Source organism: Faecalimicrobium sp. JNUCC 81, from assembly GCF_053667625.1.
This window is the reverse complement of record NZ_CM132203.1, coordinates 3,731,420-3,754,777: the sequence shown is the minus strand read 5'-3', so window position 1 is coordinate 3,754,777 and position 23,358 is coordinate 3,731,420. Positions and strand designations below refer to the sequence as shown.

Annotated in this window: 38 protein-coding genes; all 38 read left to right on the top strand. The window is 34.1% G+C overall.

All coding sequences use genetic code 11. The features are described 5' to 3' along the window. Positions 1-173 precede the first annotated feature (173 nt). The 38 genes from rpsL to JNUCC81_RS18230 all read left to right on the top strand — a co-directional run bounded on the left by rpsL (position 174) and on the right by JNUCC81_RS18230 (position 23,348). On the top strand, positions 174-596 hold the full coding sequence (rpsL, locus tag JNUCC81_RS18415) for a 30S ribosomal protein S12 (protein WP_454094757.1): 423 nt from the start codon (positions 174-176) through the stop codon (positions 594-596). A 129-nt stretch (positions 597-725) separates the two neighbouring features. After that, the gene (rpsG, locus tag JNUCC81_RS18410; protein WP_454094756.1) at positions 726-1,196 is read left to right on the top strand and encodes a 30S ribosomal protein S7; all 471 of its coding nucleotides are present in this window, start codon (positions 726-728) and stop codon (positions 1,194-1,196) included. Positions 1,197-1,245: 49 nt separating this feature from the next. Further along, positions 1,246-3,312, top strand: a complete 2,067-nt coding sequence (gene fusA, locus JNUCC81_RS18405; protein WP_454094755.1) for an elongation factor G — start codon at positions 1,246-1,248, stop codon at positions 3,310-3,312. Positions 3,313-3,407: 95 nt separating this feature from the next. Next, entirely contained in the window at positions 3,408-4,601 is a 1,194-nt protein-coding gene (tuf, locus tag JNUCC81_RS18400; protein ID WP_454094754.1) for an elongation factor Tu, read from the top strand. 396 nt (positions 4,602-4,997) lie between these two features. Beyond that, on the top strand, positions 4,998-5,306 hold the full coding sequence (rpsJ, locus tag JNUCC81_RS18395; protein ID WP_042278235.1) for a 30S ribosomal protein S10: 309 nt from the start codon (positions 4,998-5,000) through the stop codon (positions 5,304-5,306). Positions 5,307-5,399: 93 nt separating this feature from the next. Continuing rightward, positions 5,400-6,029, top strand: a complete 630-nt coding sequence (gene rplC / locus JNUCC81_RS18390) for a 50S ribosomal protein L3 (RefSeq protein ID WP_208334006.1) — start codon at positions 5,400-5,402, stop codon at positions 6,027-6,029. A 28-nt stretch (positions 6,030-6,057) separates the two neighbouring features. Next, positions 6,058-6,681, top strand: a complete 624-nt coding sequence (gene rplD / locus JNUCC81_RS18385; protein ID WP_454094753.1) for a 50S ribosomal protein L4 — start codon at positions 6,058-6,060, stop codon at positions 6,679-6,681. Continuing rightward, positions 6,681-6,971, top strand: coding sequence for a 50S ribosomal protein L23 (rplW, locus tag JNUCC81_RS18380; RefSeq protein ID WP_454094752.1), 291 nt, complete (start codon positions 6,681-6,683; stop codon positions 6,969-6,971). The genes rplD and rplW overlap by 1 nt, the downstream gene beginning before the upstream one ends. 31 nt (positions 6,972-7,002) lie before the next feature. Next, complete coding sequence (gene rplB, locus JNUCC81_RS18375; RefSeq protein WP_454094751.1) at positions 7,003-7,833, top strand: 50S ribosomal protein L2; 831 nt, start codon at positions 7,003-7,005, stop codon at positions 7,831-7,833. Between the two features lie 35 nt (positions 7,834-7,868). Next, a complete protein-coding gene (gene rpsS / locus JNUCC81_RS18370; RefSeq protein ID WP_454094750.1) occupies positions 7,869-8,150 on the top strand; it encodes a 30S ribosomal protein S19 in 282 nt (93 codons plus the stop codon). A gap of 31 nt (positions 8,151-8,181) precedes the next feature. Beyond that, a complete protein-coding gene (gene rplV, locus JNUCC81_RS18365; protein WP_208333411.1) occupies positions 8,182-8,517 on the top strand; it encodes a 50S ribosomal protein L22 in 336 nt (111 codons plus the stop codon). A 22-nt stretch (positions 8,518-8,539) separates the two neighbouring features. Then, positions 8,540-9,409: a 30S ribosomal protein S3 gene (rpsC, locus tag JNUCC81_RS18360; protein WP_208333410.1), complete on the top strand. Its 870-nt coding sequence runs from the start codon at positions 8,540-8,542 to the stop codon at positions 9,407-9,409. A gap of 33 nt (positions 9,410-9,442) precedes the next feature. Then, entirely contained in the window at positions 9,443-9,874 is a 432-nt protein-coding gene (rplP, locus tag JNUCC81_RS18355; RefSeq protein ID WP_208333409.1) for a 50S ribosomal protein L16, read from the top strand. 1 nt (position 9,875) lies between these two features. Further along, positions 9,876-10,079 carry a 50S ribosomal protein L29 gene (gene rpmC / locus JNUCC81_RS18350; protein ID WP_208333408.1) on the top strand — a complete coding sequence of 68 codons (204 nt, stop codon included), beginning with the start codon at positions 9,876-9,878 and terminating at the stop codon, positions 10,077-10,079. Between the two features lie 22 nt (positions 10,080-10,101). Continuing rightward, entirely contained in the window at positions 10,102-10,356 is a 255-nt protein-coding gene (rpsQ, locus tag JNUCC81_RS18345; protein ID WP_208333407.1) for a 30S ribosomal protein S17, read from the top strand. 27 nt (positions 10,357-10,383) lie between these two features. Further along, on the top strand, positions 10,384-10,752 hold the full coding sequence (gene rplN / locus JNUCC81_RS18340) for a 50S ribosomal protein L14 (RefSeq protein WP_042278261.1): 369 nt from the start codon (positions 10,384-10,386) through the stop codon (positions 10,750-10,752). A 22-nt stretch (positions 10,753-10,774) separates the two neighbouring features. Further along, positions 10,775-11,080 carry a 50S ribosomal protein L24 gene (gene rplX / locus JNUCC81_RS18335; protein ID WP_208333416.1) on the top strand — a complete coding sequence of 102 codons (306 nt, stop codon included), beginning with the start codon at positions 10,775-10,777 and terminating at the stop codon, positions 11,078-11,080. A 25-nt stretch (positions 11,081-11,105) separates the two neighbouring features. Continuing rightward, on the top strand, positions 11,106-11,648 hold the full coding sequence (gene rplE / locus JNUCC81_RS18330; RefSeq protein WP_042278262.1) for a 50S ribosomal protein L5: 543 nt from the start codon (positions 11,106-11,108) through the stop codon (positions 11,646-11,648). Between the two features lie 47 nt (positions 11,649-11,695). Beyond that, entirely contained in the window at positions 11,696-11,881 is a 186-nt protein-coding gene (locus tag JNUCC81_RS18325) for a type Z 30S ribosomal protein S14 (RefSeq protein ID WP_021127555.1), read from the top strand. 33 nt (positions 11,882-11,914) lie between these two features. Continuing rightward, a complete protein-coding gene (rpsH, locus tag JNUCC81_RS18320) occupies positions 11,915-12,313 on the top strand; it encodes a 30S ribosomal protein S8 (protein ID WP_208333406.1) in 399 nt (132 codons plus the stop codon). A gap of 30 nt (positions 12,314-12,343) precedes the next feature. Beyond that, the gene (gene rplF, locus JNUCC81_RS18315) at positions 12,344-12,886 is read left to right on the top strand and encodes a 50S ribosomal protein L6 (protein WP_208333405.1); all 543 of its coding nucleotides are present in this window, start codon (positions 12,344-12,346) and stop codon (positions 12,884-12,886) included. Positions 12,887-12,920: 34 nt separating this feature from the next. Then, positions 12,921-13,289, top strand: coding sequence for a 50S ribosomal protein L18 (gene rplR, locus JNUCC81_RS18310; RefSeq protein ID WP_454094749.1), 369 nt, complete (start codon positions 12,921-12,923; stop codon positions 13,287-13,289). Positions 13,290-13,316: 27 nt separating this feature from the next. Then, complete coding sequence (gene rpsE, locus JNUCC81_RS18305; protein ID WP_454094748.1) at positions 13,317-13,826, top strand: 30S ribosomal protein S5; 510 nt, start codon at positions 13,317-13,319, stop codon at positions 13,824-13,826. 14 nt (positions 13,827-13,840) lie between these two features. Further along, positions 13,841-14,026 carry a 50S ribosomal protein L30 gene (gene rpmD / locus JNUCC81_RS18300; protein WP_026899695.1) on the top strand — a complete coding sequence of 62 codons (186 nt, stop codon included), beginning with the start codon at positions 13,841-13,843 and terminating at the stop codon, positions 14,024-14,026. A 35-nt stretch (positions 14,027-14,061) separates the two neighbouring features. Then, complete coding sequence (gene rplO, locus JNUCC81_RS18295; RefSeq protein ID WP_042278274.1) at positions 14,062-14,505, top strand: 50S ribosomal protein L15; 444 nt, start codon at positions 14,062-14,064, stop codon at positions 14,503-14,505. A gap of 43 nt (positions 14,506-14,548) precedes the next feature. Then, complete coding sequence (gene secY / locus JNUCC81_RS18290) at positions 14,549-15,817, top strand: preprotein translocase subunit SecY (RefSeq protein WP_454094747.1); 1,269 nt, start codon at positions 14,549-14,551, stop codon at positions 15,815-15,817. A 15-nt stretch (positions 15,818-15,832) separates the two neighbouring features. Continuing rightward, positions 15,833-16,483, top strand: a complete 651-nt coding sequence (locus JNUCC81_RS18285) for an adenylate kinase (protein WP_454094746.1) — start codon at positions 15,833-15,835, stop codon at positions 16,481-16,483. Beyond that, positions 16,483-17,229 carry a type I methionyl aminopeptidase gene (map, locus tag JNUCC81_RS18280; RefSeq protein ID WP_454094745.1) on the top strand — a complete coding sequence of 249 codons (747 nt, stop codon included), beginning with the start codon at positions 16,483-16,485 and terminating at the stop codon, positions 17,227-17,229. Before JNUCC81_RS18285 ends, map begins: the two co-directional genes overlap by 1 nt. A gap of 79 nt (positions 17,230-17,308) precedes the next feature. Continuing rightward, entirely contained in the window at positions 17,309-17,527 is a 219-nt protein-coding gene (infA, locus tag JNUCC81_RS18275; RefSeq protein WP_085283662.1) for a translation initiation factor IF-1, read from the top strand. 33 nt (positions 17,528-17,560) lie between these two features. Then, a complete protein-coding gene (gene rpmJ, locus JNUCC81_RS18270) occupies positions 17,561-17,674 on the top strand; it encodes a 50S ribosomal protein L36 (RefSeq protein WP_002509257.1) in 114 nt (37 codons plus the stop codon). Between the two features lie 148 nt (positions 17,675-17,822). Further along, a complete protein-coding gene (gene rpsM / locus JNUCC81_RS18265) occupies positions 17,823-18,194 on the top strand; it encodes a 30S ribosomal protein S13 (protein WP_208333401.1) in 372 nt (123 codons plus the stop codon). Between the two features lie 23 nt (positions 18,195-18,217). Continuing rightward, positions 18,218-18,616 (top strand): 30S ribosomal protein S11, encoded by a 399-nt coding sequence (gene rpsK / locus JNUCC81_RS18260; protein WP_042278289.1) that lies wholly within the window; start codon positions 18,218-18,220, stop codon positions 18,614-18,616. A gap of 34 nt (positions 18,617-18,650) precedes the next feature. Beyond that, positions 18,651-19,274: a 30S ribosomal protein S4 gene (rpsD, locus tag JNUCC81_RS18255; protein ID WP_042278291.1), complete on the top strand. Its 624-nt coding sequence runs from the start codon at positions 18,651-18,653 to the stop codon at positions 19,272-19,274. Between the two features lie 75 nt (positions 19,275-19,349). Continuing rightward, positions 19,350-20,297, top strand: a complete 948-nt coding sequence (locus tag JNUCC81_RS18250; RefSeq protein WP_042278293.1) for a DNA-directed RNA polymerase subunit alpha — start codon at positions 19,350-19,352, stop codon at positions 20,295-20,297. Between the two features lie 19 nt (positions 20,298-20,316). Beyond that, positions 20,317-20,658, top strand: coding sequence for a 50S ribosomal protein L17 (gene rplQ, locus JNUCC81_RS18245; RefSeq protein WP_208333400.1), 342 nt, complete (start codon positions 20,317-20,319; stop codon positions 20,656-20,658). A gap of 211 nt (positions 20,659-20,869) precedes the next feature. Continuing rightward, positions 20,870-21,703: an energy-coupling factor transporter ATPase gene (locus tag JNUCC81_RS18240; protein ID WP_454094744.1), complete on the top strand. Its 834-nt coding sequence runs from the start codon at positions 20,870-20,872 to the stop codon at positions 21,701-21,703. Then, the gene (locus tag JNUCC81_RS18235; protein ID WP_454094743.1) at positions 21,691-22,557 is read left to right on the top strand and encodes an energy-coupling factor transporter ATPase; all 867 of its coding nucleotides are present in this window, start codon (positions 21,691-21,693) and stop codon (positions 22,555-22,557) included. The genes JNUCC81_RS18240 and JNUCC81_RS18235 overlap by 13 nt, the downstream gene beginning before the upstream one ends. After that, on the top strand, positions 22,551-23,348 hold the full coding sequence (locus JNUCC81_RS18230; protein ID WP_454094742.1) for an energy-coupling factor transporter transmembrane component T family protein: 798 nt from the start codon (positions 22,551-22,553) through the stop codon (positions 23,346-23,348). The genes JNUCC81_RS18235 and JNUCC81_RS18230 overlap by 7 nt, the downstream gene beginning before the upstream one ends. Positions 23,349-23,358 lie beyond the last annotated feature (10 nt).

Sequence of the window (23,358 nt, the reverse complement as noted above, 5' to 3'; positions counted from 1 at the left end):
TAATAAATAAGAATTAGCAGGCACCAAACTGCAAAGCGCTAAAACCACATGATTGTGTGTTAATAGACATTTAATTGTAAAGTAACGAAAGTTACATTCAATCAATATGTACATCATATTGATGTAGTTGGCGATCGTTAAGATCGAAAATTTTCAAAGAGGAGGTGCGCGTGATGCCAACAATTAACCAATTAGTTCGTAAAAGAAGACAAGCAATAGAAAAGAAATCTACTGCTCCAGCATTACAAAAAGGATACAATTCTTTAAACAAGAAAACTACTGATACAAGTGCTCCACAAAAAAGAGGAGTTTGTACTTCAGTAAAGACAGTTACTCCTAAAAAACCTAACTCAGCTTTAAGAAAAGTTGCGAGAGTTAGATTAACAAACGGTATAGAAGTTTCTGCTTATATACCAGGTGAAGGACATAACTTACAAGAGCATAGTGTTGTTCTTATAAGAGGAGGAAGAGTAAAAGACCTTCCAGGGGTTAGATACCATATACTAAGAGGTACATTAGATACTGCAGGTGTTGATAAGAGAATGCAAGCAAGATCTAAGTATGGTGCTAAGAGACCTAAACCAGCAAAGAAATAATAAAAAAATAACTAGCAATTGATTATAAGTGCGGTGCTTTAAATATATAGACATATTTATGGCATCACGGCATTTAATTGATGTCGAGTACCTATGATTTAAGATTTAATAATTAAGGAGGGAAGCAAAATGCCAAGAAGAGGTAATGTTCCAAAAAGAGAAGTTTTAGCTGATCCAATATACGGAAGCAAAGTAGTTACTAAGTTAATAAACAACTTAATGATAGATGGTAAAAGAGGGAAAGCTCAAACAATAGTTTATGATGCTTTCGCTATGATAGCTGAAAAAACAGGTGAAGAAGCTGTAGAGGTATTCAATACTGCTATGGAAAACATAATGCCAGTTTTAGAAGTTAAAGCAAGAAGAGTTGGTGGAGCTAACTACCAAGTACCTATTGAAGTAAGACCTGAAAGAAGACAAACTCTAGGATTAAGATGGTTAGTAAACTACACTAGAGCTCGTGGAGAAAAGGGAATGGTTGAAAAGCTAGCTAAAGAAATAATGGATGCTGCTAACAACACGGGAGCTTCAGTTAAGAAGAAAGAAGATACTCATAAAATGGCAGAAGCTAATAAAGCATTTGCTCATTACAGATTCTAATATCAGGATATATTGATACCTTTAAAGGGATATCGTAAGGAGGAGAACCATGGCTAGAAAGTTTCCTTTAGAAAGAACTAGAAACATAGGAATAATGGCTCATATAGATGCAGGAAAAACTACTACTACAGAAAGAATCCTTTTCTATACAGGGCAAACTCATAAAATAGGAGAAACTCACGAAGGAGCTTCTCAAATGGACTGGATGGAGCAAGAGAAGGAGAGAGGTATAACAATAACTTCTGCTGCTACTACTGCTGCTTGGAAAGACCATAGAATAAACATAATAGATACTCCAGGACACGTAGACTTCACTGTTGAAGTTGAAAGATCTCTAAGAGTTCTTGACGGTTCTGTTGCTGTTTTCTGTGCTAAGGGTGGGGTTGAGCCTCAATCTGAGAACGTATGGAGACAAGCGGATAACTACGGAGTACCTAGAATGGCGTTCGTAAATAAAATGGACATCATGGGTGCAGATTTCTACAATGTTGTAGCTATGATGAAAGATAGATTAGCAGCAAATGCTGTGCCAGTTCAATTACCAATAGGTAAAGAAGATTGGTTAGAAGGTGAAGTTGACTTAGTAGAAATGTGTGCTCACATATACAAAGATGACTTAGGAGTAGAAATAATAAAAACTGAAATACCAGAAGATATGAAAGAATTAGCTCAAGAGTGGAGAGAAAAGCTTGTAGAAGCTGTTGCTGAAACTGATGAAGACTTAATGATGAAATATCTTGAAGGTGAAGAGTTCTCTGTAGAAGAAATAAAAACTGCTATAAGAAAAGCTACTATAGCATGTGAAATGAACCCAGTATTCTGTGGTTCTGCATACAAGAACAAAGGTGTTCAGTTATTATTAGATGGTGTTGTTGATTACTTACCAGCTCCAACTGATATAGCTTCTATAAAAGGTATATTAGAAGATGGTGAAGAAGCAGAGAGACATTCATCTGATGAAGAACCATTCTCAGCTTTAGCATTCAAAATAATGACTGACCCATTCGTAGGTAAGTTAGCATTCTTCAGAGTTTACTCTGGAGTAATATCAAGTGGATCATACGTACTAAACTCTACTAAAAACAAGAGAGAAAGATTAGGACGTATACTACAAATGCATGCTAATACTAGAGAAGAAATAACAGAAGTGTATGCTGGAGACATAGCTGCAGCTGTTGGATTAAAAGATACTACTACTGGAGATACTTTATGTGATCCAGCTCATCCAATAGTACTTGAAACTATGGAATTCCCAGAACCAGTTATATCTGTTGCTATAGAGCCTAAATCAAAAGCTGCTCAAGAAAAAATGGGTGTAGCTCTTCAAAAATTAGTTGAAGAAGATCCAACTTTCAGAGTTAGAACGGATGAAGAAACAGGACAAACTATAATATCAGGTATGGGTGAACTACACTTAGAAATAATCGTAGATAGATTATTAAGAGAATTCAAAGTTGAAGCTAACGTTGGTGCTCCACAAGTTGCTTATAGAGAAACTATAACTGAGCCAGTTGATATAGAGTACAAGTACTCTAAGCAATCAGGTGGTAGAGGACAATACGGTCACGTTAAGATAAGAGTTAACCCTCAAGATCCAGGTGCTGGATATAAATTCGAAAACAAAACTGTTGGTGGATCTGTACCAAAAGAATACGTTGGACCAACTGATGCAGGTATACAAGGTGCTATGGCATCTGGTGTAGTTGCTGGATTCCCAGTTGTTGACGTTGCTGTTGAATTATATGATGGTTCTTACCATGATGTCGATTCATCAGAAATGGCATTCAAAATGGCTGGATCAATGGCTATGAAAGAAGCTTTAAGAAAAGGTAACTCTATATTATTAGAGCCTTACTTCAAAGTTGAAGTTGTTACTCCTGAAGATTACATGGGAGACGTTATGGGTGGATTAAACTCTAAGAGAGGTTTAATACAAGGTATGGAAGCTAGATCTGGTGCACAAGTTATAAATGCATTCGTTCCACTTTCAGAAATGTTTGGATACTCTACTGAGTTAAGATCTTCTACTCAAGGTCGTGCAACTTACACAATGATATTTGATCATTATGCACAAGTTCCAGCTTCAGTTGCTAAGAAAATAGCTGAATCAAAATAATAATTTCGTTAATATAAATTATTAAAATAAACTTAAAATAAGTAAGACGAGGAATACCTCGTCTTACATAAAAATATATAGGGAGGTATTTCAAGATGGCTAAAGCTAAATTTGAAAGAAATAAACCACACGTTAATATAGGAACAATAGGTCACGTTGACCACGGTAAAACTACATTAACAGCAGCAATAACAAAAACATTATTCGACAGATATCAATTAGGAGAAGCAGTAGACTTCGCTAATATAGATAAAGCTCCAGAAGAAAGAGAAAGAGGGATCACAATCTCTACAGCTCACGTTGAATATGAAACTCCAAACAGACATTACGCTCACGTTGACTGCCCAGGACATGCTGACTACGTTAAGAACATGATAACAGGAGCAGCTCAAATGGATGGTGCAATATTAGTTTGTTCAGCAACTGATGGACCAATGCCTCAAACAAGAGAACATATACTATTATCAAGACAAGTTGGTGTACCTTACATAGTGGTATTCTTAAACAAGTGTGATGTAGTAGATGATGAAGAATTATTAGAGTTAGTTGAAATGGAAGTAAGAGACTTATTAAATGAGTACGAATTCCCAGGAGATGACACTCCAATAGTACAAGGATCTGCTTTAATGGCATTACAAGATACTTCTTCAGTATGGGGAGACAAAATAGTTGAGTTATTCGAGCAAATAGATGCTTATATACCAGAACCAGAAAGAGATGTTGATAAGAACTTCTTAATGCCAGTAGAAGACGTATTCTCAATAACAGGAAGAGGAACAGTTGCTACAGGTAGAGTAGAAAGAGGAATATTAAAAGTTCAAGACGAAGTTGAATTAGTAGGACTTTCTGAAGAGCCAAGAAAAATGGTTGTTACAGGAGTAGAAATGTTCAGAAAATTATTAGATCAAGCACAAGCTGGAGATAATATAGGAGCATTAATAAGAGGGGTACAAAGAAACGAAATAGAAAGAGGACAAGTATTAGCTAAGCCAGGAACAGTTAAAGCACATACAAAATTCATGGCAGAAGTATACGTTCTTAAAAAAGAAGAAGGTGGAAGACATACTCCATTCTTCGATGGATACAGACCACAATTCTATTTCAGAACAACAGACGTTACAGGAGCTTGTAAGTTACCAGAAGGTGTAGAAATGGTTATGCCAGGAGATAACGTAACTATGGAAGTTGAATTAATCAACTCTATATGTGTAGAAGAAGGATTAAGATTCGCAATAAGAGAAGGTGGAAGAACAGTAGCATCAGGTGTTGTTGCTTCTATAGTTGAGTAATCTCTTATTTAACGATTGATATATATATAAAAGAGGGGCTATGCCTCTCTTTTTTATTAAATTGAAAAAGGTAATAATATACTGCTTATATTTTCTTGACAATTTGGATGAAATTTTATATACTAAGTTAGTGCTTTGAAAGAGAAACAAGTCGAGTTTGTAATTAAGTTTTACATAAAAAAATAAATTTTGTAAAATTACAAAAAAAACTTGAAAAAATACAAGAAATAATATAAAATATAATAGTGTGCTTGAGAGATATGAAGTAAATTGAATGAATCTTAGTTAACAGCGACCGAATGCCGGTTGAAAAAATACAACACACCCGGAGCAGTGTATCGGCATAAGTCGTGCGTAATATTAAGATTAAACGTGCGATAAAGGAGGGAAATTACAATGGCTAAAGAAACAATAAGAATAAGATTAAAGTCATATGATCACAAATTATTAGATTTTTCAGCTGCTAAAATAGTTGAAACTGCTAAGAAAGCTGGATCACAAGTTTCAGGACCTGTGCCACTACCAACTGAAAAGCAAGTTGTAACTATACTAAGAGCTGTACACAAGTACAAAGACTCTAGAGAGCAGTTCGAAATAAGAACTCATAAAAGATTAATAGACATAGCAAACCCAACACCTAAGACAGTTGACTCATTAATGAGATTAGACTTACCAGCTGGTGTTGATATAGAAATAAAATTATAATAGCAACCTAAGATGAAATCCTATAAGGTGATTATCTTAGAATGATTATAATGAAAGTTATAATCCGCTGTAAGAATTATAGGAGGTGCTAATATGAAAGGTATATTAGGAAAAAAACTAGGTATGACTCAAATATTCACTGAAACAGGTATAGTAATACCAGTTACAGTTGTTGAAGCAGGACCTATCGTTGTAACTCAAATAAAAACAGTTGAGAAAGACGGATACAATGCAATCCAAATAGGATTTGGAGATGCTAAAGAAAAATCTTTAAACAAGCCTCAAAAAGGTCATTTAGCTGCTGCTAACGTTTTAAAGAAACATTTAAAAGAATTCAGAGTAGATTCTGTAGAAGGATACACAGTTGGACAAGAAATAAATGCTGATTTATTCGCTGCAGGTGAAGTAATAGATGTAACTGGAATATCAAAAGGTAAAGGATTCCAAGGTCCAATAAAAAGACATGGACAATCAAGAGGTCCTGAATCTCACGGTTCTAGATACCACAGAAGACCAGGTTCAATGGGAGCATGTTCTTTCCCTGGTAGAGTTTTCAAAAACAAAAAATTAGCTGGACACATGGGTAGCGTTAAAGTTACAGTTCAAAACTTAGAAGTTGTTAAGGTAGATGCTGATAAGAACCTTATATTAGTTAAGGGTGCTATACCAGGACCTAAAGGTTCAGTAGTAACTATAAAAGAAGCTGTAAAGTCTTCTAAATAATGACTAACCTAAGAAAGGAGGAAGCACAATGCCAAAATTAAACGTATTAAACACTAATGGACAAAATGTTGGAGAAATAGAATTATTAGATGCTATATTCAACATAGAAGTTAATGAGCACGTATTATACGAAGCTGTTAAAAATCAATTAGCAAACAAGAGACAAGGTACTCAATCTGCTAAAACTAGAGCAGAAGTTAGAGGTGGCGGAAGAAAACCTTGGAAACAAAAAGGAACTGGTAGAGCTAGACAAGGTTCTATAAGATCTGTACAATGGGTAGGTGGAGGAGTTGCCTTCGCACCTAAGCCAAGAGATTACAGTTATACTTTACCTAAGAAGGTAAGAAGATTAGCGATGAAGAGTGCTTTATCTGCTAAAGTTCAAAATGGTGAAATAATAGTATTAGACGCTTTAAATATGGAAGCTCCTAAGACTAAAGAATTCGCTCAAATATTAAAGAATGTAAATTCTGCAAAGAAAGCTTTAATAGTAACTGCTGAAAATAACGAAAACGTAATAAAATCAGCTAGAAACATAGAAGGTGTTCAAGCTGCTACAGTTAACACAATAAATGTTTACGATATATTAAAGTATGATTCATTCATAATAACTACAGACGCTGTTAAAAAAGTGGAGGAGGTGTACGCATAATGACTAATCCACATGATATAATATTAAAGCCAGTTGTAACTGAGCAAAGTATGGCCGAAATGGTTGAAAAGAAATACACTTTTGTTGTTGCTAAAGGTGCAAACAAAACTGAAATAAAGAAAGCTGTAGAAGCTATATTCGGAGTTAATGTAGAAAAAGTAAATACATTAAACTACGATGGAAAAGTTAAAAGAATGGGTAGACATGAAGGAAGAACTGCAAGCTTTAAAAAAGCAGTAGTGAAATTAGCTGCTGATAGTAAAGAAATAGAATTCTTCCAAGGAATGTAATTAACCCTAGCAAACGAAGGAGGGAAAACAGATGGCTATAAAAAAGTTTAAACCAACTTCTCCTGCCTTAAGACAAATGACAGTTTTAATTTCTGATGAAATAACTTGTAATGAACCAGAAAGATCTCTTTTAGTTTCACTAAAGAAGAATTCTGGTAGAAACTCACAAGGTAAAATAACTGTTCGTCACAGAGGTGGAGGAAACAGAAGAAAATATAGAATAATAGATTTCAAGAGAAATAAAGATGGAGTACCAGCAAAGGTTGCTACTATCGAATACGATCCAAACAGAACAGCTAACATAGCTTTATTACACTATGCAGATGGTGAAAAGAGATATATATTAGCTCCAGTTGGATTAGAGGTTGGAACTACAATATTATCAGGACCAACAGCTGACATAAAGCCAGGAAATGCTTTAGCATTAAAGGATATGCCAGTAGGTACTGTTGTTCACAACATAGAATTAAAGCCAGGAAAAGGTGCTCAGTTAGTTAGATCTGCTGGAGTTTCTGCTCAATTAATGGCTAAAGAAGGAAAGAAAGCTTTATTAAGATTACCATCAGGGGAAATGAGATTTGTAAGCATAGATTGCAAAGCTACTATAGGACAAGTTGGTAATATAGAACACGGTAACGTTGTTATAGGTAAAGCAGGTAGAAAAAGACATATGGGTATAAGACCTACTGTAAGAGGATCTGTAATGAACCCTTGTGACCATCCACACGGTGGTGGGGAAGGTAGAACTTCAATAGGTAGACCTTCACCAGTTACTCCATGGGGTAAACCGGCACTTGGATACAAAACTAGAAAGAAAAATAAAGCTTCTGATAAGTTAATAGTATCAAGAAGAACTAAGTAATAGATTTACTTTTTGCTCGGAAAGGAGGAAATTAAATGTCAAGATCAACTAAAAAAGGACCTTTCGTCCATGCGAGACTTTTAAAGAAGATAGAAGCTATGAACGCTAGCGGAAATAGAGAAGTTATAAAGACTTGGTCAAGAACTTCAACTGTATTCCCTCAAATGGTAGAACATACTATAGCTGTTCATGATGGAAGAAGACATGTTCCTGTTTATATAACAGAAGACATGGTTGGACACAAATTAGGTGAGTTCGTTCCTACAAGAACTTTCAAAGGACATAAGGACGACGAAAAATCTAATAAAAGAAAATAATAATTTCTGACTAAGGAAGGAGGAATAGCAAATGGAAGCAAAAGCTACTGCTAAATATGTACGTGTATCATCAAGAAAAGCAGGACAAATCTGTGACCTTGTTAGAGGAAAGAATGTTAATGAAGCATTAGCAATATTAAAGTTCACTCCAAGAGGAGCGGCTTCAATAATAGCTAAAGTTGTTAAATCTGCTAAAGCAAACGCTGAAAACAACCATGAAATGGATGTTGAAAATTTATATATAGCATCAGTAGTTGCAAACCAAGGGCCAACAATGAAGAGATTCATGCCTAGAGCTATGGGACGTGCAACAATGATAAGAAAAAGAACTTCTCACATAGAGGTTGTTTTAAAGGAAAAAAAATAATTAGTAGATAGGAGGGAAAATAATGGGTCAAAAGGTTAATCCACACGGACTAAGAGTCGGTGTTATAAAAGATTGGGACTCAAGATGGTTCGCAACTGATAAAAAAGAATTCGGAAACTTATTATTAGAAGACCATAATGTTCGTAAATTCTTAAAGAAAAGATTATATTCTGCTGGTGTAGCAAATATAGAAATAGAAAGATCAGCAAACAAGCTTAAATTAGACTTACACGTTGCTAAGCCAGGTGTAGTTATAGGAAGAGCTGGTGCAGGAATAGATGCATTAAAAGCTGAATTAGAAAAAATGACTAAGAAAACTGTTATAGTTAACATAGTTGAAGTTAGAAACCCAGATAAAAATGCTCAATTAGTAGCAGAAAATATAGCATTAGCTATAGAAAGAAGGGTTGCTTTCAGAAGAGCTATGAAGCAAGCTATACAAAGAGCTATGAAGTCAGGTGTTAAAGGGATAAAAGTTTCTGCATCAGGAAGATTAGGTGGAGCAGAAATGGCTAGAACTGAAGGATACAGCGAAGGAAATGTACCTTTACAAACACTTAGAGCTGATATAGAATATGGTTTCGCTGAAGCTGATACTACTTACGGAAAGACTGGTATCAAGGTTTGGATATGCAACGGTGAAGTTTTACCAACTAGAAACGGTGTAAATCCAAGAGAAGAAAGAAGAAACGATAGAAGAGACAACAAGAGAAACGATAGAAGAGACAATAGAAGAAACGATAGAAGAGGAAATGATAACAGAAGAAACGATAGAGGACAAAGACCTCAAGGTTCTCAAGGATCAAGACCTCAAGGATCAAGACCTCAAGGTGCTCAAGGATCTAGACCACAAGGATCAAGACCTCAAAACACTCAAAACAGAGGAAACTAATATTAGTAAGGTTTAAGGAAGGAGGAAATACTCATGTTAATGCCAAAAAGAGTAAAGCGTCGTAGAGTTCATAGAGGAAGTATGGCTGGTACAGCTCAAAAAGGTAACAAAGTTACTTACGGAGAGTTCGGATTAGTTTCATTAGAAGCTTCTTGGATAACTTCTAATCAAATAGAAGCTGCCAGAATCGCGATGACTAGATATATAAAAAGAGGCGGGAAGGTTTGGATAAAAATATTCCCTCATAAGCCTGTAACAAGAAAACCAGCTGAAACTCGTATGGGTGCTGGGAAAGGTTCTCCAGAATACTGGGTAGCTGTAGTTAAGCCAGGAAGAGTTATGTTCGAATTAGCAGGTGTTCCTGAAGATAAAGCAAGAGAAGCAATGAGACTTGCGATGCACAAACTTCCAGTTAAGTGTAAGTTTGTAAAACGTGAAGATTTAGAAGTAAAGGGTGGTGAATAGGATGCAAGCTAAAGAATTAAGAGATTTAACAGGCGAAGAGCTAATGAGTAAATTAAATGACTTCAAAAGTGAATTATTTAGCTTAAGATTCCAATTAGCTACTGGTCAATTAGAAAATACAGCAAGAATAAAGTTCGTTAAAAAGGATATAGCTAGAGTTAAAACTATCCTTGCTGAAAGAAAGTTAAACGAAACTAGAGCTTAATTTGGAAAGGAGGCTTTTAAACATGGAAAGAGGAAGAAGAAAAGTTAGAATAGGCCGTGTTGTAAGTGACAAAATGGATAAAACTATAGTTGTTGCTGTTGAAGATTTCGTACGTCACCCATTATATAATAAGCCAGTTAAGAGAACTGCTAAGTTTAAGGCTCATGATGAGCAAAACGTATGTAACATCGGAGACAAAGTTAAAATAATGGAAACTAGACCTCTATCAAAAGATAAGAGATTCAGACTAGTAGAAGTTGTAGAGAAAGTTAAGTAGTTTTTTTGGAAAAGGAGGGATTACGATATGGTACAACAAGAGACACGTTTAAGAGTTGCTGATAACTCAGGAGCTAAAGAGATACTATGTATACGTGTACTAGGCGGAAGTAAAAGAAGATATGGTAACATAGGCGACGTTATAGTTGCTACTGTTAAAAGTGCAACACCTGGTGGAGTTGTAAAAAAAGGTAAAGTTGTTAAAGCTGTTATAGTGAGAACTAAGCAAGGCATGAGACGTAAAGACGGAAGTTATATATCTTTCGACGAGAATGCTGCAGTTATAATAAAAGACGATAAGACTCCAGTAGGAACTCGTATATTCGGGCCTGTTGCTAGAGAGTTAAGAGACAATGAATTCATGAAGATAGTTTCTCTTGCTCCAGAAGTACTATAATAAGGAGGTGCAATAGGACATGATGCGTGTTAAAAAAGGTGACACTGTTGTAGTTATAGCAGGAAAAGATAAAGGTAAAAAAGGTTCAGTTGTTAAAGTAATGCCTAAAGCTAATAGAGTAATAGTTGAAGGTGTAAACGTAATAACTAAGCACCAAAAGCCAAGTGCTATAAATCCACAAGGTGGAATAATAAACAAAGAAGCCCCAATTCATATATCTAACATAATGCCTCTTGATCCTGAATCAGGAAAAGGGACAAGAGTTAGATTCGAAATGAAAGACGGGAAAAAAGTTAGAGTATCAGCTAAGAGCGGAAAAGAAATATAATATAGCTTGAAAGGAGGGACCTTAAATGGCTTCTAGATTACAAGAAAAATACATGAAAGAAGTTGCTCCTGCTTTAATGGAGAAATTTGGATACAAAAACGTTATGGAAATACCTAAGTTAGACAAAATAGTTATAAACATGGGTATGGGTGACGCTAGAGAAAATCCAAAAGGATTAGAAAAAGCTGTTGAAGAGATGGAAATGATCTCTGGACAAAAACCAGTTACAACTAAAGCTAGAAAATCTGTTGCAAACTTCAAATTAAGAGAAGGAATGCCAATAGGAGCGAAAGTTACTTTAAGAGCTGACAAAATGTTCTACTTCATGGACAAGTTAGTATCTGTATCTTTACCAAGAGTTAGAGACTTCAGAGGAGTTAACGCTAACGCATTTGATGGTAGAGGAAACTATGCTTTAGGTATAAAAGAACAATTAATATTCCCTGAAATAGAATACGATAAGGTAGATAAAGTAAGAGGAATGGATATAATATTCGTTACGACTGCAAAGACTGACGAAGAAGCGCGTGAATTATTAAAATTATTAGGAATGCCGTTTTCTAAGTAAGCTTAGAAAAGGCCATTTTCTAAGCTAAAACGAAGGAGGGATTCCAAGTGGCTAGAAAAGCGATGGTTGTTAAACAACAAAAGAAGCAAAAGTACGCTACTAGAGAATACACTAGATGTACTATATGTGGTAGACCACATTCAGTTTTAAGAAAATTTGGTATATGCCGTATATGCTTTAGAGAATTAGCGTACAAAGGTCAAATACCTGGTGTTAGAAAAGCAAGCTGGTAAAAGCTTGATTAAAATGGAAGGAGGGTTTTCAATATGACAATGACAGATCCAATAGCAGATATGTTAACTCGTATAAGAAATGCTAACGTTGTTAAGCATGAAACTGTTGATGTTCCTGCTTCTAATATGAAGAAAGAATTAGCTAGAATCTTATTAGAAGAAGGTTTCATAAAAGGTTACGATGTTATAGAAGATGGAAAGCAAGGAATAATAAGAATGCAATTAAAGTACGGACAAGCTGGCGAAAGAGTTATATCAGGATTAAAGAGAATATCTAAGCCTGGTATGAGAGTTTACGCTGCTAACCAAGAAATACCAAAGGTATTAAATGGTTTAGGTATATCAATAATATCTACTTCTAAAGGGATAATAACTGATAGACAAGCAAGAAAAGAAAATGTTGGTGGAGAAGTAATCTGCTACGTTTGGTAATATAAGCGAACAATGTAAGGAGGTGCAACTATGTCAAGAATAGGTGTTAAGCCAATAACTGTACCAGCAGGTGTTGAAGTAACTATAGCTGAAGGAAATGTAGTTACAGTAAAAGGACCTAAAGGAACTTTAACTAAGCAATTTGATGGTGCATTAACTATAAAGCAAGAAGAAAATACTATAACTGTTGAAAGACCTACTAACAACAAGCAACACAGATCTTTACACGGATTAACTAGAACTTTATTAGATAATATGGTTGTAGGTGTTACTAACGGTTTCGAAAAGAAATTAGAATTAATAGGTGTTGGATACAGAGCTCAAAAGCAAGGAAAGAAATTAGTTATGAACTTAGGGTTCTCTCATCCAGTAGAAATGGAAGATCCAGAAGGAATAACTGTTGAAGCTCCTAACCAAACTGAGTTAATAGTTAAAGGTATCGATAAGCAATTAGTAGGAAACTACGCTGCTAAGATAAGAGACTGGAGAAAGCCAGAGCCATACAAAGGTAAAGGTATAAGATACGCTGGTGAAGTAGTAAGACGTAAAGAAGGTAAAACTGGTAAGAAATAATACCAAACATAACCGCTAGAAAGGAGTGAGCCTGATGATAAAAAAAGCTGATAAAAATGCTAATAGACTTCAAAGACATAAGAGAGTTCGTAGAAAAATAGCTGGAACTACTCAAAGACCAAGATTATGTATATTTAGAAGTGCTAATAATATATACGCTCAAATAATAGATGATACTAACAGAGTAACTCTTGCAGCTGCATCTTCATTAGACGCAGAAATAAAAGGATCTGTTAATCATAGAGGAAACAAAGAAGCAGCTAGAAAAGTTGGAGAAATGATCGCTAAGAAAGCTGTAGAAAAAGGAATCACTGAAGTTGTATTTGACAGAGGTGGATACTTATATCACGGTAGAGTTCAAGAGTTAGCTGAAGGTGCTAGAGAAGCTGGACTTAAGTTCTAATTAAAAGTAAGAAGGAGGGAAATGCACATGTTACGTCGTAAGCCAATAGATGCAAGACAACTTGACTTAAAAGAAAAAGTTGTTGAAGTAAGACGTGTTACTAAAGTTGTAAAAGGTGGTAGAAACTTCAGATTTGCAGCGTTAGTAGTAGTTGGAGATGAAAACGGATACGTTGGTGTAGGTACTGGTAAAGCAATGGAAGTACCAGATGCTATCAAAAAAGCTGTAGAAGATGCTAAGAAGAATCTTATACGCGTGCCAATGGTTGGTACAACAATTCCTCACGAAGTAAACGGACACTTCGGAGCTGGAAAGATATTAATAATGCCTGCTAAGCAAGGTACAGGAGTTATAGCTGGAGGACCTGCTAGAGCGGTACTTGAGTTAGCTGGATTAACAGACGTTAGAGCTAAATCTTTAGGATCTAACAACCCAAGAAATATGGTAAATGCTACAATAGAAGGACTTAACTCTCTAAAAACAGTTGAAGATATAGCTAAACTTAGAGGTAAAAAAGTTGAAGAACTTCTAGGGTAAGGAGGTAGTGAAAAATGGCTAAATTACAAATAAAGTTAGTTAGAAGTACAATAGGAACTACTCCTAACCAAAGAAAGAACGTAGAAGCGTTAGGATTAAGAAAAAGAGAACAAGTAGTTGTTAAAGAAGATAATGCCCAAACAAGAGGGATGATAAATAAAGTTAAGCATTTAGTACAAGTTACTGAAATAGCTGAGTAATATTTTGATTGAAGTACGATAAGGAGGTGCAATCCATGAAGTTACATGAGTTAAAACCTGCTAAAGGTGCAGTAAAAGCTAAGAGAAGATTAGGTAGAGGTACTGCAACTGGACAAGGTAAGACTGCAGGACGTGGACAAAAGGGACAATGGTCTCGTTCAGGTGGTGGAGTTAGAATAGGATTTGAAGGTGGACAAATGCCACTTGCTAGAAGACTTCCTAAGAGAGGTTTCTCTAATCCAAATAAAAAAGTATTTACAGAAGTTAACGTTGAATTATTAAATAGATTTGAAAACGGAGCAGAAATAACTGCAGAAGTTTTAAAAGCTACTGGTGCTATAAGCAAAATAGAAAAAGACGGCGTTAAGATCTTAGGCGAAGGAAACTTAGAAAAGGCTGTAACAGTTAAAGTTGCTAAGTTCACTGCTTCAGCTAAAGAAAAAATAGAAAAAGCTGGAGGAAAAGCAGAATTAGTTTAATCTAATCTGCTCTCTGAGCCATTTACAGGCGGGGTGAGTTAACGTGTTAGCACAGTTAAAGCAAGCTTGGAAACTTAAAGATGTAAGAAGAAAAATATTATATACTTTGATGATGATTGTAGTATTTAGAATAGGTGCAAGTATACCTGTTCCAGGAGTAAATACAGATTATATTAAGGCAATGGTAGGCGATAATAGTCTACTTTCCTTATATAATATGTTTACAGGAGGAGCGTTTAGTAACTTCACACTGTTTGCTCTAGGAATAGGGCCATCTATAACGGCATCTATTATAATACAACTTCTAACTATAGGTTTTGAAAGTTTAGAAGAACTTCAAAAGTCTGGTGAAGAAGGAAAGAAAAAAATTAATAAATATACTAAATATATTGCATTAGTATTAGCATTTGTGCAAGCCACTGCAATAACATTAGGAATTGTAAAAAGTGCCTTGATATCAAAGAGTGCATTCTTTGTTATTACAGTTATCTTAACGTTAGTATCAGCGAGTATGATGTTAATGTGGATAGGAGACAAAATTACTGAAAAAGGATTAGGTAATGGAGGATCTGTTATAATATTCATTGGTATTATCTCAGGTATACCAAAAGATGTCATAGCAACTGTTCAAAAGGTTCAAAGTGGGGACATACAAATATGGGCAGCAGCTCTGTTGGCAGTAGTGATACTAATAACAATAGCGGCAGTTACATATATACAAGAAGCCACTAGAAAAATCCCAGTGCAATATGCTAAAAGGGTTGTTGGAAGAAAAATGTATGGAGGACAAAGTTCTCATATACCAATGAAAGTTAACCAATCAGGAGTTATACCAGTAATTTTTGCTAGTTCGCTTTTAGCTTTCCCTCAAACCATAGCTATGTTTATGGGTGCAGATGCTCAAAGTTTTGTTCAAACTTACTTAAGTCCGGTAAGTTCACCGGGAGTTTGGATATATAGATCTCTTGAAGTTCTGCTGATAGTATTCTTCTCTTATTTCTACACAACTGTATCATTTAATACAGAAGATATAGCAAATAATATGAAAAATAATGGTGGATTTATTCCAGGTATAAGACCGGGTCAACCTACAATTGATTATTTAAATAGAATATTATCAAGATTAACTCTAGCTGGAGCGTTATTCCTAGCTGCAATAGTAATGGTATCAGCGATTATTATGTTCTTTATGAAACTTAATATATCATTAGTTGGTACATCTCTATTAATAGTTGTTGGTGTAGCACTAGAACTTAAGAGACAGTTAGAATCAAATTTAGTTATGAGAAGCTACCAAGGTTTCTTAAAATAAATTGGAGATGATAATATGAGAATAATATTACTTGGACCTCCTGGTGCAGGGAAAGGCACACAAGCAGCAGGAATAGTAGAAAAATACGATATACCTCATATATCAACAGGAGATATATTCAGAAAGAATATAAAAGAAGGAACAGAACTTGGAAAGAAAGCTAAAGGATACATAGATCAAGGATTATTAGTTCCAGATGAATTAACTGTAGGTTTAGTTACAGACAGAGTAACTCAAGATGACTGTAAAAATGGATTTATGTTAGATGGATTCCCAAGAAATGTTGCTCAAGCTGAACATTTAGATACGTTTTTAAAAGAAGCTGGTATAGAATTAGACAAGGTAGTTAATATCGAAGTTGATAAAGATATATTAGTTGGCAGAGCTGTAGGAAGAAGAATATGTAAATCTTGCGGTGCTACGTATCATGTTGAGTTTAATGCTCCTAAAGAAGAAGGTATATGTAATGTATGCCAAGGAGAATTATACCAAAGAGCAGATGATACTGAAGAAACTGTATCTAAAAGAATACAAGTTTATCTAGATGAAACAAAACCATTAGTTGATTATTATAGTTCTCAAGGTATAATAGCTAACATAAATGGTCAACAATCTATAGATAAGGTATTTGAAGATATAGTAAATGCTCTAGGATGTGAAAAATAATGATTATTTTGAAATCCAAAAAAGAAATAGAACTTATGAGAGAAGCTGGCAAGATTGTCGCTGAAACTCATGAGATATTAAAAGCAGCTGTTACTCCGGGAATATCTACTTTAGAGTTAGATAAAATGGCTGAAGAGAATATAAGAAAATATAATGCTATACCTTCTTTTAAAGGATACGGGGGTTTTCCAGGTTCTATATGTGCTTCTATAAACGAAGAAGTAGTACATGGAATACCAAGTAAAAAGATATTAAAAGAAGGTGACATTATAAGTTTAGATATAGGAGCCTATTATAAAGGATATCATTCAGACTCTGCGAAAACTCATGGAGTAGGGATAATATCTGAAGAAGATAGGAAATTAATAGAAGTAACAAAAGGAAGCTTCTATGAAGGCATAAAATTTGCTAAACTAGGATATAGATTATCTGATATCTCACACGCAGTACAAGCACACGTTGAGAAACATGGTTTCTCAGTAGTTAGGGACTTAGTAGGTCATGGAGTTGGCTCAGAACTTCATGAAGATCCTCAAATACCTAATTATGGACCACCTGGTAAAGGACCAAGACTTCAAGAAGGAATGGTTTTAGCTATAGAACCTATGGTTAACGCTGGTAAATACCACGTTAAAACATTAAGGGATGGGTGGACTATTGTTACTATTGATAACAAAAAATCAGCTCATTATGAGCATACGATAGCTATTACTGAAGACGAACCGATAATATTATCAAGTCTTTAGTCTTGATAGATAGGTATAAATAATGCTATCTAAGTTAGATCTAATGATTTAACTTATGAAATGGAGGTTTGGTTAGTTAATGGCCAAAAAAGATGTTATAGAATTTGAAGGTACAGTTATTGAAAACTTACCTAATGCTATGTTTAAAGTAAAATTAGAAAATGGACATGAGGTATTATGTCATTTATCTGGAAAGCTGAGAATGAACTTCATAAGAATTCTTGAAGGTGATAAGGTGAATGTTGAGCTTTCTCCATATGATCTTACAAGAGGAAGAATCACTTGGCGTAAGAAGTAGACTATTTAATATTAGTCTAAGGAGGGATTAACAATGAAAGTAAGACCATCAGTAAAACCAATATGCGAAAAATGCAAAGTAATAAAAAGAAAAGGTAAAGTAATGGTTATCTGCGAAAATCCAAAGCATAAGCAAAAGCAAGGATAATAAATTATTACTAGCAATTTATTGATTAATATAGTATAATATTATATTGTGATGTTAACAAAAACGTTCGAAATACTGGGAATTTTGTGGTATTATAATATAATATGGATATTTAAACACTAAAAACTAAGTGTAGGAGGTGCGAATAATGGCAAGAATAGCTGGGGTAGATTTACCTAGAGAAAAAAGAGCGGAAATAGCTTTAACTTATATATATGGTATAGGGAAAGCAACTTCTAATGAAATATTAGCTAAGGCTGAGATAAATGCTGATACAAGAATAAAAGATTTATCAGAAGAGCAAGTTAACGACTTAAGAAAGATAATAGATAGTGATTTCTTAGTTGAAGGTGATTTAAGAAGAGAAATCGCTTTAAACATAAAGAGATTAAGAGATATAAAATGTTACAGAGGTATGAGACATGCTAAAGGTCTTCCACTAAGAGGACAAAGAACTAAGACTAATGCTAGAACTAGAAAAGGTCCTAGAAAAACTGTATCTCGTAAGAAAAAGAAATAATAATTAGATAGGAGGGAAAATCAATGGCTAAACCAAAAAAGAAAGTTACACGTGTAAGAAGAAGAGAGCGTAAAAACATAGAACGTGGTCAGGCTCATATACAATCAACTTTCAATAACACAATAATAACTTTAACTGATGTTCATGGAAATGCTATATCAGCTGCTTCTTCAGGACAATTAGGATTCAAAGGGTCAAAGAAAGCTACTCCTTTTGCATCTCAAATGGCTGCAGAAACTGCTGCTAAGGCTGCTATGGAACACGGTTTAAAAACTGTAGAAGTATTCGTAAAGGGTCCTGGTTCAGGAAGAGAAGCTGCTATAAGAGCTTTACAAGCAACTGGATTAGAAGTAACTATGATAAAAGACGTAACTCCAATTCCTCACAACGGATGTAGACCACCAAAGAGAAGAAGAGTGTAATTATATAAACAAGTAAATTAGGAGGTGTAAAGACATGGCAAGATACACAGGTGCATCATGCAGACAGTGTCGTAGAGAAGGAATGAAATTATTCCTTAAAGGTGACAGATGTTATACTGATAAATGTGCTATAGTTAAGAGAAACTATGCTCCAGGACAACATGGACAAGGAAGAAAGAAAGTTTCTAACTATGGATTACAATTAAGAGAAAAGCAAAAAGTTAAGAGAATATACGGAGTTTTAGAAACTCAATTTAGAAACTTATACGAGCGTGCTGAAAAAATGGCTGGTATAACTGGGGAAAACTTATTAAGTTTATTAGAAAGAAGATTAGACAACGTTGTTTACAGAATGGGATTAGCTTCATCTAGAAAAGAAGCTAGACAATTAGTAGGACACGGTCACTTCTTATTAAACGGACATAAGACTGATATAGCTTCTGTAACAGTTAAACCTGGTGATGTTATAACAGTTAAAGAAAGATCAAAGTCATCTGCTAAATTCAAAGCTTTAGTAGAAGCTAACTCAAGAATAGCTCCTAAATGGTTAGAAGCTAACTTAGAAGAAATGACAGTTAAAGTTGTTGCTATCCCATCAAGAGAAGATATAGACCTTGAAATAGCAGAACACTTAATCATAGAGCTTTACTCTAAGTAATAAGCATATTTTAAAATTTATTTTTGAAATTGTTTACCCTCAGTGGATTAATAAATTTGAAGGAGGGTTTTGTCCATGATAGAAATAGAAAAACCAAAAGTAGATATAATCGAACTTAGCGAAGACTATAGATATGGAAAGTTTGTCATAGAACCTCTTGAAAGAGGCTATGGTATAACTATAGGTAATGCTTTAAGAAGAATATTATTATCATCTTTACCAGGTGTTGCAGTTAATTCTATAAAAATAGATGGAGTTCTTCATGAATTCTCAACTGTACCTGGAGTTAAAGAAGATGTTACTGAAATGATATTAGCATTAAAAGAGCTTTCAGCTACTATAGATGGTGAAGGAAGTAGAACACTTAAAATAGATGCTCAAGGACCATGTACTATCACAGGGGCAGACATAATATGCCCTTCAGATGTTGAAATATTAAGCAAGGATTTAAAGATAGCTACGCTAGATGATAATGCTAAGTTTAATATGGAAATATATGTAGATAAAGGTAGAGGATATGTTTCAGCTGAAGAAAACAAGACAGAGCATATGCCTATAGGTGTTTTACCTGTAGATTCAATATATACTCCTGTTGAAAAAGTGAGCTACCATGTTGAGAATACAAGAGTAGGTCAAAAAACAGATTATGATAAATTAGTACTTGATGTTTGGACTAATGGAAGTATAAATCCTCAAGAAGGAATATCTCTTGCAGCTAAAGTACTAGTTGAACATTTAAATCTATTCATAGACTTAACAGAGCATGTAAGCAATGTTGAGATAATGGTAGAAAAAGAAGAAGATCAAAAAGAAAAAGTTCTTGAAATGACAATAGAAGAATTAGATTTATCAGTTAGATCTTACAACTGTTTAAAGAGAGCGGGAATAAACACAGTTGAAGAATTAGCTAATAAGTCTGAAGATGATATGATGAAGGTTAGAAATCTAGGGAAGAAATCTTTAGAGGAAGTAATCCAAAAGTTAGAAGAACTTGGACTAGGTCTTAAACCAAGCGAAGAATAGTGAGTGAAGGAGGGATAGTATGGCTACTTACCGTAAATTAGGACGTGAGACTTCTCACAGAAACCTTATGTTAAGAAACTTAGTAACTGACTTACTAAGAAGTGGAAGAATAGAAACTACAGTAACTAGAGCAAAAGAAACTCGTAGAATGGCTGAAAAGATGATAACTCTTGGTAAAAGAGGAGATCTTCACGCTAGAAGACAAGTTTTAGCATATGTTATGGATGAAACTGTAGTAAACAACTTATTCACTGATATAGCTCCAAAATATGCTGAGAGAAATGGTGGATACACTAGAATAATCAAAAAAGGACCAAGAAAAGGCGACGCTGCTGAAATGGCTTTTATAGAATTAGTATAGTACGGGAAGGATTAGGCTTAATAGCTTAGTCCTTTTTTGTTTATATAAAAATAACTTGTGATATATAAATATTAATTTGATGTAAGTTTTTTATTTATGATTAAATTTGTAACGTATTGTATATAATACCATTGCCAATTTTTACTTAAACTATGATATAATACTACTTAAAATGATTTTTTAATACTACTTACGAAAAGGAGTATAGTTAATGAACAGTATAGTTAAGGTAAATAACTTATCATTTGAATATATAACAGATGAAGAAAAACTTAAAGCTATAGATAATTTAAATTTAGATGTAAAAAAAGGTGAATTTGTGGCAATAATAGGACATAATGGGTCGGGTAAATCAACCTTATCTAAAAACTTAAATGCTATTTTAATGCCTAGTGAGGGAAGTATACTTATAGATGGATTAGATACTAAAGAAGAAGATAATTTATGGTCTATAAGACAAACTGCAGGTATGGTATTTCAAAACCCAGACAATCAAATAGTTGCAACTGTAGTAGAAGAAGATGTAGCCTTTGGTCCGGAGAACTTAGGAATAGAACCTAACGAAATAAGAAACAGAGTAGAAGAATCTCTTAAAAGTGTTGGAATGTATGAGTTAAAAGATAGACAACCACATTTACTATCAGGCGGACAAAAGCAAAGAGTAGCTATAGCGGGTATAATAGCAATGAAACCTAAATGCATTATATTTGATGAAGCAACGGCGATGCTTGATCCATCTGGAAGAAAAGAGGTTATGAAAACAATAAAAAGACTCAATAAAGAAGAAAATATAACGACACTACATATAACTCACTTTATGGAAGAAGCAGTAGAGGCAGATAGAGTTATAGTAATGGAAAAAGGTAAAAAAATACTTGAAGGTACTCCACGTGAGGTATTTAGCAATATAGATATGCTAAGAAGTATAGGGCTAGATGTACCTTGTATGACTGAACTATCTAGTTTATTAAGACAAGAAGGTTTAGATGTTGATAGTGATATATTAACTGTGGATGAGATGGTGATGAAATTATGTCAATTATAGTAAAAAATTTAACTTATATATATGATGAAGGAATGCCTTTTGCAAGTAAAGCATTAGATAATATTACACTTGAAATAAAAGATAGAGATTTTGTTGGTCTTATAGGTCATACTGGATCTGGTAAATCTACATTAATACAACACTTGAATGGATTGATAAAACCCTCATCAGGAGAAATTTATATAAATGATTTTAATATTACTGATCCAAAACTAAACTTGACAGAGATAAGGAAAAGAGTCGGAGTAGTATTTCAATATCCAGAATATCAATTATTTGAAGAAACAATAGAAAAGGACATAGCTTTTGGACCTTCTAATTTAGAATTAGAGCAACCTGAAATAGATAAAAGAGTAAAAGAGTCTATGGAAGCTGTAGGATTAAATTATGAGGAGTTTAGAAGTAAATCTCCATTTGAATTATCAGGTGGTCAAAAGCGTAGGGTGGCTATTGCTGGTGTTATAGCAATGAAACCAGAAGTTCTTATATTAGATGAGCCAACAGCAGGTTTAGATCCAGGTGGAAGAGATGAAATATTTGAACTTATAAAAAAGCTTCATAGAGAGAATAATATGACAATAATATTATCATCACATAGTATGGATGATATGGCTAAATTAGCTAAAACTATAATTGTCATGAATAAGGGCAATGTTGAATTTATGGGGACTCCTAGAGAAGTTTTTAACTCTAATACGGATAGATTAAAAGAAATAGGATTAGATATACCTCAAGTTTTAGAACTTGCTTTTAAATTAAGAGAACAAGGTTTTGATATAAGAGAAGATATATTAACAATAGAAGAAGCCAAAGAAGAAATATTAAAAATTATGAGAGGAAGAAAAAAATGTTAAAAGATATAACTATAGGACAATATTATCCTACTAATTCGTCTATTCACAAATTAGATGCTAGGGTAAAACTTATAGCTACTTTTGTATTTATGATATCTTTATTCATAATAAATAAGTTTTGGCCTTATGCTATAGTTTTATTATCACTAGTATCTGTTATAAATCTATCTAATATACCTGTTAAATATATTGTAAAAGGTATAAAGCCATTAAAATGGATTATACTATTTACGTTTGTTATAAATGTATTTTTCTTACCGGGAGATGTTATATGGTCATTTGGATTCATGCGTATAACAAGCCAAGGGTTAGAGCAAGCTATATTTATGGCTATAAGGCTTATACTACTAGTTGTAGGAACATCGATACTAACATTAACAACATCTCCTATTGAGCTTACAGATGGTATAGAAAGGCTATTAAATCCATTCAAGAAGATAGGATTGCCGGTTCATGAATTAGCTATGATGATGACTATCGCATTAAGATTTATACCTACATTACTAGATGAGACTGATAAAATAATGAAGGCTCAAATGTCTAGAGGGGCTGACTTTGAAAGTAAGAATATAATTAGTAGAGCTAAGAACCTAGTTCCGTTATTAGTGCCTTTATTTGTAAGTGCATTTAGAAGAGCAGATGAACTTGCTATGGCAATGGAAGCTAGATGTTATAGAGGTGGATATAATAGAACTAAGATGAAGGAAGCTATTGTAACTAAAACAGATTATGCAGCTTACTTTGCACAAGTTATATACTTAGGAGCTATTATAGCTACAAGATTTATTTAAAGAGGTATAT

Coding starts and splice junctions, on each gene's coding strand:
- rpsL (WP_454094757.1), top strand. CDS start 174: ATGCCAACAATTAACCAATTAGTTCGTAAAAGAAGACAAGCAATAGAA.
- rpsG (WP_454094756.1), top strand. CDS start 726: ATGCCAAGAAGAGGTAATGTTCCAAAAAGAGAAGTTTTAGCTGATCCA.
- fusA (WP_454094755.1), top strand. CDS start 1,246: ATGGCTAGAAAGTTTCCTTTAGAAAGAACTAGAAACATAGGAATAATG.
- tuf (WP_454094754.1), top strand. CDS start 3,408: ATGGCTAAAGCTAAATTTGAAAGAAATAAACCACACGTTAATATAGGA.
- rpsJ (WP_042278235.1), top strand. CDS start 4,998: ATGGCTAAAGAAACAATAAGAATAAGATTAAAGTCATATGATCACAAA.
- rplC (WP_208334006.1), top strand. CDS start 5,400: ATGAAAGGTATATTAGGAAAAAAACTAGGTATGACTCAAATATTCACT.
- rplD (WP_454094753.1), top strand. CDS start 6,058: ATGCCAAAATTAAACGTATTAAACACTAATGGACAAAATGTTGGAGAA.
- rplW (WP_454094752.1), top strand. CDS start 6,681: ATGACTAATCCACATGATATAATATTAAAGCCAGTTGTAACTGAGCAA.
- rplB (WP_454094751.1), top strand. CDS start 7,003: ATGGCTATAAAAAAGTTTAAACCAACTTCTCCTGCCTTAAGACAAATG.
- rpsS (WP_454094750.1), top strand. CDS start 7,869: ATGTCAAGATCAACTAAAAAAGGACCTTTCGTCCATGCGAGACTTTTA.
- rplV (WP_208333411.1), top strand. CDS start 8,182: ATGGAAGCAAAAGCTACTGCTAAATATGTACGTGTATCATCAAGAAAA.
- rpsC (WP_208333410.1), top strand. CDS start 8,540: ATGGGTCAAAAGGTTAATCCACACGGACTAAGAGTCGGTGTTATAAAA.
- rplP (WP_208333409.1), top strand. CDS start 9,443: ATGTTAATGCCAAAAAGAGTAAAGCGTCGTAGAGTTCATAGAGGAAGT.
- rpmC (WP_208333408.1), top strand. CDS start 9,876: ATGCAAGCTAAAGAATTAAGAGATTTAACAGGCGAAGAGCTAATGAGT.
- rpsQ (WP_208333407.1), top strand. CDS start 10,102: ATGGAAAGAGGAAGAAGAAAAGTTAGAATAGGCCGTGTTGTAAGTGAC.
- rplN (WP_042278261.1), top strand. CDS start 10,384: ATGGTACAACAAGAGACACGTTTAAGAGTTGCTGATAACTCAGGAGCT.
- rplX (WP_208333416.1), top strand. CDS start 10,775: ATGCGTGTTAAAAAAGGTGACACTGTTGTAGTTATAGCAGGAAAAGAT.
- rplE (WP_042278262.1), top strand. CDS start 11,106: ATGGCTTCTAGATTACAAGAAAAATACATGAAAGAAGTTGCTCCTGCT.
- rpsH (WP_208333406.1), top strand. CDS start 11,915: ATGACAATGACAGATCCAATAGCAGATATGTTAACTCGTATAAGAAAT.
- rplF (WP_208333405.1), top strand. CDS start 12,344: ATGTCAAGAATAGGTGTTAAGCCAATAACTGTACCAGCAGGTGTTGAA.
- rplR (WP_454094749.1), top strand. CDS start 12,921: ATGATAAAAAAAGCTGATAAAAATGCTAATAGACTTCAAAGACATAAG.
- rpsE (WP_454094748.1), top strand. CDS start 13,317: ATGTTACGTCGTAAGCCAATAGATGCAAGACAACTTGACTTAAAAGAA.
- rpmD (WP_026899695.1), top strand. CDS start 13,841: ATGGCTAAATTACAAATAAAGTTAGTTAGAAGTACAATAGGAACTACT.
- rplO (WP_042278274.1), top strand. CDS start 14,062: ATGAAGTTACATGAGTTAAAACCTGCTAAAGGTGCAGTAAAAGCTAAG.
- JNUCC81_RS18285 (WP_454094746.1), top strand. CDS start 15,833: ATGAGAATAATATTACTTGGACCTCCTGGTGCAGGGAAAGGCACACAA.
- map (WP_454094745.1), top strand. CDS start 16,483: ATGATTATTTTGAAATCCAAAAAAGAAATAGAACTTATGAGAGAAGCT.
- infA (WP_085283662.1), top strand. CDS start 17,309: ATGGCCAAAAAAGATGTTATAGAATTTGAAGGTACAGTTATTGAAAAC.
- rpmJ (WP_002509257.1), top strand. CDS start 17,561: ATGAAAGTAAGACCATCAGTAAAACCAATATGCGAAAAATGCAAAGTA.
- rpsM (WP_208333401.1), top strand. CDS start 17,823: ATGGCAAGAATAGCTGGGGTAGATTTACCTAGAGAAAAAAGAGCGGAA.
- rpsK (WP_042278289.1), top strand. CDS start 18,218: ATGGCTAAACCAAAAAAGAAAGTTACACGTGTAAGAAGAAGAGAGCGT.
- rpsD (WP_042278291.1), top strand. CDS start 18,651: ATGGCAAGATACACAGGTGCATCATGCAGACAGTGTCGTAGAGAAGGA.
- JNUCC81_RS18250 (WP_042278293.1), top strand. CDS start 19,350: ATGATAGAAATAGAAAAACCAAAAGTAGATATAATCGAACTTAGCGAA.
- rplQ (WP_208333400.1), top strand. CDS start 20,317: ATGGCTACTTACCGTAAATTAGGACGTGAGACTTCTCACAGAAACCTT.
- JNUCC81_RS18240 (WP_454094744.1), top strand. CDS start 20,870: ATGAACAGTATAGTTAAGGTAAATAACTTATCATTTGAATATATAACA.
- JNUCC81_RS18235 (WP_454094743.1), top strand. CDS start 21,691: ATGTCAATTATAGTAAAAAATTTAACTTATATATATGATGAAGGAATG.
- JNUCC81_RS18230 (WP_454094742.1), top strand. CDS start 22,551: ATGTTAAAAGATATAACTATAGGACAATATTATCCTACTAATTCGTCT.